Origin of the sequence: Streptomyces sp. NPDC058335 (genome assembly GCF_042723915.1) — a bacterium.
Lineage (GTDB): Bacteria > Actinomycetota > Actinomycetes > Streptomycetales > Streptomycetaceae > Streptomyces.
In genome coordinates this window covers 33,469-40,848 of sequence record NZ_JBHXHX010000001.1, presented here as the reverse complement: position 1 = coordinate 40,848, position 7,380 = coordinate 33,469, and the positions used below count along the sequence as shown (strand labels likewise).

At 73.3% G+C, this 7,380-nt stretch carries 6 protein-coding genes and 1 pseudogene; 3 read left to right on the top strand and 4 right to left on the bottom strand.

Features of this window, described 5'->3' with window-relative positions; all coding sequences use genetic code 11:
- Both ACFWJX_RS00190 and ACFWJX_RS00185 read right to left on the bottom strand, forming a co-directional pair.
- A pseudogene (locus ACFWJX_RS00190) lies at positions 1–256 on the bottom strand (FMN-binding protein); the annotation flags it as partial.
- Positions 257–266: 10 nt separating this feature from the next.
- The gene (locus tag ACFWJX_RS00185) at positions 267–1,604 is read right to left on the bottom strand and encodes a ferric reductase-like transmembrane domain-containing protein (protein WP_383234454.1); all 1,338 of its coding nucleotides are present in this window, start codon (positions 1,602–1,604) and stop codon (positions 267–269) included.
- 152 nt (positions 1,605–1,756) lie between these two features.
- Here ACFWJX_RS00185 and ACFWJX_RS00180 point away from each other — a divergent pair, with 152 nt between their 5' ends.
- The 3 genes from ACFWJX_RS00180 to ACFWJX_RS00170 all read left to right on the top strand — a co-directional run bounded on the left by ACFWJX_RS00180 (position 1,757) and on the right by ACFWJX_RS00170 (position 5,366).
- On the top strand, positions 1,757–2,446 hold the full coding sequence (locus ACFWJX_RS00180; RefSeq protein WP_383234451.1) for a response regulator transcription factor: 690 nt from the start codon (positions 1,757–1,759) through the stop codon (positions 2,444–2,446).
- On the top strand, positions 2,443–3,879 hold the full coding sequence (locus ACFWJX_RS00175; RefSeq protein ID WP_383234448.1) for a sensor histidine kinase: 1,437 nt from the start codon (positions 2,443–2,445) through the stop codon (positions 3,877–3,879). Before ACFWJX_RS00180 ends, ACFWJX_RS00175 begins: the two co-directional genes overlap by 4 nt.
- 461 nt (positions 3,880–4,340) lie before the next feature.
- Positions 4,341–5,366 (top strand): YbhN family protein, encoded by a 1,026-nt coding sequence (locus tag ACFWJX_RS00170; protein ID WP_383234445.1) that lies wholly within the window; start codon positions 4,341–4,343, stop codon positions 5,364–5,366.
- Positions 5,367–5,476: 110 nt separating this feature from the next.
- On the opposite strand, the gene msrB is transcribed toward ACFWJX_RS00170, so the two are convergent.
- Both msrB and murC read right to left on the bottom strand, forming a co-directional pair.
- Positions 5,477–5,884, bottom strand: coding sequence for a peptide-methionine (R)-S-oxide reductase MsrB (gene msrB / locus ACFWJX_RS00165; RefSeq protein WP_383234442.1), 408 nt, complete (start codon positions 5,882–5,884; stop codon positions 5,477–5,479).
- Between the two features lie 14 nt (positions 5,885–5,898).
- Complete coding sequence (gene murC, locus ACFWJX_RS00160; protein ID WP_383234439.1) at positions 5,899–7,287, bottom strand: UDP-N-acetylmuramate--L-alanine ligase; 1,389 nt, start codon at positions 7,285–7,287, stop codon at positions 5,899–5,901.
- Positions 7,288–7,380: the final 93 nt, after the last annotated feature.

The following is a 7,380-nucleotide window of genomic DNA, read 5'->3' as shown; positions in this document are numbered from 1 at the left end:
TCGGCTGCCTCAGCATCCGCACCGCGGTGATCTCACCACCCTCGAAGGTGACCTCGACCTGCACGTCACCCTTCTCGGTGCCCACCGTCGTGCCCTTGACGACGACGGCCGGCCCGGCGGTCCCGGCGGACGAGGTGGAGGGCGTCGAGGCGGGCGCGGCGACCTCGGTGGACGCGGTGCCCGTCGACACCTCGTAGCGCCAGACGGGGATGAGTCCGGCCACGGACAGGACCAGGACAGGTATGGCTCGCTTCACGATGTCTCTCTCATCCCGCCAGGCTGAAGCGTTCGAAGTGGATCTGCGTCCGGGGCACGTCCAGCGCGCGCAGGCTGCCCAGGACCGCGTTCATCATCGGGGGCGGGCCGCACAGGAAGACGTCCCGGTCGGCGATGTCCGGCACGAGGCGGAGCAGCTCGCCGGGGGCCAGCCGGTCGGGCACGGGCGGCCCGGTGACCAGGTACAGCTCGGCGCCCTTGAGATGGGCGAGGTCGCGCAGCTCGTCGTAGAGGACGGCGTCCCGGTCGGAGCCCACGCGGTAGATGACGACGGCGTGGCCGTGCAGCTCCTCCAGCAGGGCGCGGATGGGGGTGACGCCGACGCCGCCGGCGACCAGGACGGCCTCCGGCCGGGTGCGGTGCATCGCGGTGAACGCGCCGTAGGGGCCCTCGGCGAAGACGCGCGTGCCGGGCTTGAGGTGGCGCAGTCCGGCGGAGCCGTCGCCGGCGGCCTTGGCGGTCAGGCGCAGGGTGCGGCCGTCGGGCGCGGCGGACAGGGAGAACGGGTTGGCCTGCCACCAGCGGTCCTTGGTGAGGAACCGCCACAGGAAGAACTGGCCGGCGCGGGCCGGCAGCCGGTCCAGGTCCCGGCCGGTGATGTACACGGAGACCACGTTGTCGGACTCGGCGACGACGGCCTCGACGCGCAGCTGGTGGCGCCGGTTCCGCCACAGCGGCAGCACGAGCCGGCCCACGCAGACCGAGCCGAGGGCGACGGTCCACAGGGTGTACCAGTACGTCGTGGCGGCGGACGTCGCGGTGAAGGTCGTACCGGCGGCGACCTGGTGGGTGAAGGCGAGCACCACGGCGACGTACGCGTAGAGGTGGACGAAGTGCCAGGTCTCGTACGCCAGCCGGCGGCGGGCCCAGCGGGCCGAGACGCCGCCGATGACGAGGATCAGCCCGAGCGCGACGACCGCGCGGAACACGCCCTCGACGGTCTCGGCGAGGTCGACGAGCTGGCTGACCGGGTCCATGGACGAGGACTGCGCGTAGCCGAAGGTGATGAACACGACGTGTCCGAGCAGCGTCCACAGCAGGCCGAAGCCGGTCCAGCGGTGCCAGTTGGTGAGCCGGTCCATGCCGATGCGACGGTCCAGCCAGGGCAGCCGGGCGACCAGCAGCAGCTGGAACGCCATCAGCAGAGCGGCGTAGAGGCCGGCGAAGCGGCCGAGCACGACCAGGGCGTTGGAGGCGAAGCCGGCCTGGACGGCGAAGAGGGTCACGACGGCCGCGTTCGCGGCCAGCACGGCGTACAGGCCGGTGCGGGCCACGACCTTGGGACGTATCGCCGTGGGGGGTACGGGGGGCGACTGGACGGTCGTCACGGACGGAAACTCCTTGATCGGGTCCTCAGGACATAGAGCTTCGCCGCCCTTTGCTGTCGATACCCTGTCGTACAACTTTCAAGAGGATATCGATCCGGGTCCGCGGGCCACCGGGGTCTGGCGCCGGGCGCCGCGTGGCGCACTATGAGCGAGTGGAAAAAGTACGACTCCTGGTGGTGGACGACGACCCGCCGATCGCCGATCTCGTCGCGACGGTCGCCCGCTACGAGGGCTGGGACGCGGTCACCGCGAACACGGGCGAGGAGGCGCTGCGGCGCGCCGCCGAGTTCCGCCCGGACATCGTGGTGCTCGATCTCATGCTGCCCGATCTCGACGGGTTCGGCGTCCTGGACCGGCTGCGCCGCTCCGGGACGATGGTGCCGGTGGTGTTCCTCACCGCCCGGGACGGGGTCGCCGACCGGGTCGCGGGGCTGACCCGCGGGGGTGACGACTACCTGGTCAAGCCGTTCGCGGTGGAGGAGCTGATGGCGCGGCTGCGAACCGTGCTGCGGCGCAGCGCGGGCCCGGCGTTCCAGCGGTCGGTGCTGCGGGTCGGGGACCTGTCGATGGACGAGGACACCCGTGAGGTCCGGCGCGGCGACAGCATGCTGACGCTCACCCCGACCGAGTACGAGGTGCTGCGCTATCTGATGCGCAAGTCGCCGACGGTCCTCACCAAGGCGCAGATCCTCGACCACGTGTGGGAGTACGGCTTCGGCGGCCGCTCCAACGTGGTGGAACTGGTCGTCAGCCGGCTGCGCCGCAAGCTCGACGCGACGGGCGACCCGCTGATCCAGACGGTGCGCGGGTTCGGGTACGTCGTCCGGCAGGCCGCCGAGTGATCCGCCGCGCCTGGCGGTCGTACCGCAGGCTGCGGCTCGGCACCCGGCTCGCACTGGGGCTGGGCGCGCTGTCGCTGGTGGTGTTCGCGGTGGTGGGCACCGCGCTGACGGCGTACATGCGTGACTATCTGCAGCACCAGCTGGGCTACCAGATGAAGGTCGTCCAGACCGTGCAGTCCAAGGACGCCGCGGCGCACGGCACGGTGACGCAGAAGCCGTACTGGGGCTGGTTCTCCGCGGTGTACGACGTGTCGGGCGGCTCGGCCGTGCTGCGGCAGCCCGCCGACATCCCGCACGACACCCGGCCCCTCACCCGGTTGGCCGAGGACATGGCGCACTCGGACACCGAGCTGCTGCGCACCGTGAAACTCGACGGTGAGGGCGTCTACCGGCTGCGTGCCTGCGAGGTCGAGCCCGGCGTGGTGCTGGTCAGCGCGGCGCCCATGAAGGACATCGACGACACGATCGAGCAGTTGGTCACCGTGCAGGTCATCGCCTTCGGCCTGGCGCTGCTGGGGCTGGTGGTGGCCGGGCGGGCGCTGCTGCGACGCGGGCTGAAGCCGTTGAGCGACATGGCGCACACCGCGCACGGCATCGCCTCGCACAACCTGACCGAGTCGGCGTCCCGGCTGCACGTACGCGCGGACGCCCTCGGCGGCGGGCCGGAGGTGGAGGAGCTGCGCACGGCGTTCAACACCATGCTGGAGCACATCGACGACTCCCTCGCGGTGCGTGCCGAGGCCGAGCAGCGCCTGCGCCGTTTCGTCGCGGACGCCTCGCACGAGCTGCGCACCCCGCTGATGTCCGTACGCGGTTACGCCGACCTCTTCCAGTACGCGCCCGCCAACGCGCCCGCGGAACGCGACAGGCACCTGGCCCGGCTGCGCGCCGAGGCCGCCCGCATGGGCGTGCTCCTCGACGACCTCCTGCTGCTGGCACGGCTGGACGCGGCCGAGGTGGAGACCCCGCTGCGGACGGAGGACGCCGACCTGGTGGACCTGGTCGAGGAGGCGGCCGACGCGTTCCGCGCGAGCCACCCCGGTCATCCGCTGACGGTGGCGCCGGGCCCGGCTGCGGTCCGGCTGCGGCTCGACCCGCAGCGCGTCCGGCAGGTCCTGGACAACCTCCTCACCAACGCGGCCGTGCACACCCCGGCCGGCACCCCGGTGTCCGTCCGGGTGGCGGTGAGCCCGCACACGGCACAGGTGCACGTCGCCGACAAGGGCCCCGGCATCCCGCCCGGCGACCGCGACCGCGTCTTCGACCGCTTCTACCGCGTCGACAAGGCCCGCAGCCGCGACCGCGGCGGCAGCGGACTCGGCCTGGCGGTGGCCCGCTCCCTGGTCGAGGCCCACGGCGGGAGCCTCGACCTGGGCGACGACCCGGCCCACACGGTCTTCACCGTCACGCTGCCCCTGCGGCCGGCCCGGTGACACGCCGGGGACGCGCCGGGGGCGCGGACGGCACGAGGCCCGCGGGACGGACCCGGGCCGCGTTCCGACCCGCGACGGTCGCATCGGCCCCACGACACTCCGTCTCCGCGCCTCGACGCTCCACCTCCGCGCACTCACGGATGAGCGGCCCGAGCGCAGGGCAGACATCTCACAGCACCGCGGTCGCCCCTCCGCCCGCACCCCGTCGGTCACCGGACACCGCACGGTCACACCGGAGGGGAAGGTTTCCCCCCGTCCCTCCCGTCCCCTCGCCTCCCCCGTCCAGGGTCCGCCCGACGAGTTCCCGCCGGCCGTGCGCCGCCGCCCGGCCCGGCCGTGCCCGCCGTGGTGCGGTGCCGTGCGGCCCGCCCCCGGGCGGGCGGCGGGGACCCGCCGGGCGGGCCCGCCCCGATCCGTCACGCCGCCGCGCGCGGACGTGACGCGGAAGGACGCCGTGCGCCGTGTCCCTGATGCCGCTCGACGGTCCCGCCTCCCCGCTCCCCCGCGCGGACGACCGCCCCCCGCCGCCCGCCTCGCCCGCCCGCCGCGCCCTCGGCTCGGCCACCGCCCGCCGCGCCCTGAGCCTGCTGCCGCTCCTGCTGCTCGGGATCTGGGCGGCGATCGACTGGAACGCCGTCCGCGACGGTGCCGCCCGCCTCACCGCCGCCGACCCCTGGTGGCTGCTGGCCGGGCTCGTCTTCACCTGCCTGGGCTGGGTCGCCGCCGCCTGTGTCCGCCAGGGCGCGGTTCCCGACCGGCTGCCCAAGGGCCTGCTGCTCGCCTCCCAGATCGCCGCCGGCGCCGCGAACCACCTGCTGCCGGCGAGCATCGGCGCACACGCGGTCACCGTCCGCTTCCTGCTGCGCCAGGGCGTCCCGCTTCCCCGCGCGACCACCTCGATCGCCCTGTACTCCCTGGTCAGAGCCCTGGCGAAGACCCCGCTGCTGCTGGTCTTCGTGCTGGCCGCCCCCACGGCCGTACCGCCCGTCACGGTCCTCCCCGACGGGCGGACCCTGATGCTGGCCGTCGGGGGCATCCTCCTCGTGCCCGCGGCGGCCGCGGTCGTCCTGACGCTGGTACGGCCCCTGCGCCGCCCGGCGCTGGACTTCGTCCGTACGGCCCTCACCGACGCCCGGCATCTGCACACCCGGCCCGGCCGCTTCCTCCCGCTGTGGGGAGGGGCGATGGCGGCACCGCTGCTCCAGGCCTGCGTGGTCGCCTCGGTGGGGACCGCGCTGGGCGTCCCGCTGTCCTGGCCGCAGCTGGTCTTCGCGTTCCTGGCCGCCAGCACCGCCGCGGGCGCGGTCCCGGCCCCCGGCGGCATCGGCCCGATCGACGCGGCGCTGGTCCTCACCCTGGCCGGCTACGGCACCCCTCTCGCCCTCGCCACGGCCACCGTCATCGGCTACCGCGTCCTGACGGTCTGGCTCCCCCTGCTGCCGGGGATGCTGGTGCTGTCGGCGCTGGTGCAGCGGAAGGTGCTGTGAGGAGCGGGGGCTCTATGAGGGAGCGTCGGCCTTCGGCCGGTGTCGGCCTTCGGCCGGTGTCGGCCTTCGGCCGGTGTCAGCCTTCCGTCGGCGTCGGCCTTCGGCCGGTGTCAGCCTTCCGTCGGCGTCAGCCGCAGCGAGATGCTGTTGATGCAGTACCGCTGGTCGGTGGGGGTGGCATAGCCCTCCCCCTCGAAGACATGGCCGAGGTGCGAGCCGCAGCGCGCGCAGCGCACCTCGGTCCGCACCATGCCGTGCGAGCGGTCGTCGATCAGCTCCACCGCGTCGGTGTCCTTCGGGTCGAAGAAGGACGGCCACCCGCAGTGGGACTCGAACTTGGTGTCGGAGGTGAAGAGTTCGGCGCCGCAGGCCCGGCAGGAGTAGACGCCGGTCGTCTTGGTGTCGGTGTACTCCCCGACGAACGCGGGCTCGGTCCCGGCCTGGCGCAGTACGGCGTACTCGGCCGCGGTCAGCTCCGCCCGCCACTGCTCGTCGGGCTTCTCGACGTCGTACGACATGGTGGCCAACCCCTCTACTTCTGTGCGAGACGGTCCAGGATGCGCGGGCCCAGGTCCGTCACGTCACCCGCGCCCATGGTGAGAACCAGATCACCGGGGCCGGCCATTCCCGCGATCACCGACGGCACCTCGTCCTTGTCGTGCACCGGGGTCACCGCGGCGCCCGCGGCCCGCCCGGCGTCGATGATCAGCTCGCTGGTCACGCCCGGGATCGGGTCCTCGCGGGCCGGGTAGATGTCGAGGACGACGGAGCCGTCCGCGAGGGCCAGCGACCGCCCCATCTCCTTGCCCAGTTCCTGGGTCCGGGAGAACAGGTGCGGCTGGAAGACGACGAGGATGCGGGCGTCGCCCGCGGCGGCGCGCATCGCCTCCAGGTCGGCCGTCATCTCCGTCGGGTGGTGCGCGTAGGAGTCGATGACCTGCACGCCGGCCGCCTCGCCCTTGAGCTGGAGGCGGCGCTTGACGCCGGTGTAGGCGGCGAGCGCGGGCGCCAGCTCGGCGGCGGGCACCCCGAGGGAGACGCCGGCCACCAGCGCGGCGACGGCGTTGTGCGCGTAGTGGCGTCCGGGCACGGAGACCGCGAAGGTCAGCTGCTGCCCGTCCAGCAGGACGCTGACCTCGCTCTTCAGCCCCTGCGCCACGACCGACAGCACACGTACGTCGGCGTCCTCGGCCTCGCCGTACGTCACCACCCGCACGCCCTCGACCCGCCGGGTCAGCTCCCGCGCGCCCTTCTGGTCGGCGGAGATCACCAGCGTGCCGCCGGGGACGATCTTCTCGGCGAACGTCTCGAAGGACTCGTAGATCTCGTCCATCGACGCGTAGTTGGCGTGGTGGTCCAGCTCCACGTTGAGGACGATCGCGACCTCGGGGGCGTACTTGTGGAAGCTGCGGTCCGACTCGTCGGCCTCGGCGACGAAGATCTCGCCGTCGCCGTGCAGCGCGTTGGAACCGGGCTCGTCCAGGTCGCCGCCGATGGCGTACGAGGGGTTCAGGCCCAGCTCGGACAGGGAGACCGCCAGCATGGAGGTGGTGGTGGTCTTGCCGTGCGTGCCGGCGACGGCGATCGGCCGCAGGCCGTCCATCAGCCGGGCGAGGGCGTCCGAGCGGTGCACCACCGGAATGCCCAGCTCCGCGGCGCGGGCCAGCTCCGGGTTGTCCGCGCGGATCGCCGACGACACGACCACACAGCTCGCGTCGTCGGCCAGGTGCTCACCGGCGTGCCCGATGTGCACGGTCGCCCCCAGCGCCCGCAGCGCCTCGGCGGTCGCCGACTCCTTGGCGTCGCTGCCGGCCACCTTGGCCCCGCGCTGGGCCAGGATCTTGGCGATCCCGGACATCCCGGCCCCGCCGATGCCGATGAAGTGCGGTCGGTCCATGGCGGAAGGAAGGCCGGGTGCCATGCGTGTCTCTCCCAGATGCGGTACGACGGTGACGCCCCCACCCTAATCCGCACAGCACCCCGGACCGACCGAGGGGCACACCCCAGGCCCACG